The 1,292-nt window shown below is 50.3% G+C and carries 1 protein-coding gene; it reads left to right on the top strand.

The window, feature by feature from the left end; genetic code table 11:
* Positions 1-268: 268 nt before the first annotated feature.
* Complete coding sequence (locus ACOCD2_RS20375) at positions 269-1,027, top strand: HDOD domain-containing protein (protein WP_293681184.1); 759 nt, start codon at positions 269-271, stop codon at positions 1,025-1,027.
* The last annotated feature ends 265 nt before the right edge of the window (positions 1,028-1,292 follow it).

The following is a 1,292-nucleotide window of genomic DNA, read 5'->3' as shown; positions in this document are numbered from 1 at the left end:
AATAGGTTGTCAAAGGCCGAGTCGATTTTGGGGACTGGGATGTCCCAAAATCTATCACGAGGCCGAAGACACGCTTGAGAGCGAGGCTTGGTAACACTTTGTATTTTGCCAATATACGCATAACCCATTGTACTGTATTGAGTTATCGAATAAATCCAGCGGCCTGGTGCAATTTCCGGGTTAAGATTCTGGCGTTCCGGTCGAACAGTAGGATGTCGTTTATTCATAAGGACCGCCAAGAATGCAACAACAGCATGTGGACCAAAATTTGCAGGAAAGAGAATTCTGTTTTCTCCAGGACCTGACCAGAAAACTTGCATCTCGTGAGATTGATTTGCCGCCTTTTCCCGACATCTATGCCCGCATCATACGAACCATTCACGACCCGGACGTGTCCCTGCAGGACGTCAGCCGAATCGTCGTGGCTGCGCCTGATCTGTGCGTACGCATATTGCTGCTCGCCAATTCCGCACTGCTCAACCGCTCCGGCATAAAGGTGACGGATCTGAATATTGCCGTTTCCCGGCTGGGTCTGTCGGCGGTAAACAGCGCCACGGTCACGCTTGCCACCAAGGACGTGTTCAAGGCGCCCAAGGGTTCCAGCCTGGAATATCTGCTCAACAAAACCCGCATGGAGTCCGTCAAGGTCGCCGCCTACAGCTATCTGCTCGCCATTCGGGCCGGTCTGCGCGAGGAAAAGCACAATGCCATGCTGGCGGGCCTGTTGCACAATATCGGCACCTACTACATCCTTTCCATGGCGGGGGGTTTCCCCGAGAGCATATCCACCGCAATTGAAAGACAGGATGAAATCGAACTGGCAAGGGACGAAGACATCGACGAGCTGCGTGACATACTGATTTGCGCCATTCTGCTTGCCAGGGAAGCCAACAACACCGCCACAGAAGAAACGGACTACGACCGGATTCCCGCCTGCCAGGCATTGAACATCAACTCGGAAAATGTACCGCAGATCATCGAAGAATACCGTGAGGAGGTAAGTTCCTTTGTTTCTGCCCTGAAATAAACGGAGCAGAAACCCGTGATAAACCGGCCTTAACCTTCTTCCATTGCGTGCTTTCTCGCCAGGTAAAAAATGGAATCATCCTTGGTGCCATTTTCGATTTTTTTACCGGACAGGTCGAAAGCCAGAACAGATTCCCGGTCAAATCCTACAGATTCCAGCTGTTCCAATTGATTTAAGTGAGTAATGTAACTAGTTCCCGTCTATAAATGCCAAGTCATTGAAATTCAATTGAAAAACCGAAAAAAGACGATGAGAAATCCGGTGC

This window comes from Thiolapillus sp., from assembly GCF_048562965.1.
Lineage (GTDB): Bacteria > Pseudomonadota > Gammaproteobacteria > Chromatiales > Chromatiaceae > Thiolapillus > Thiolapillus brandeum_A.
This window is presented reverse-complemented; position numbering and strand designations above follow the sequence as displayed.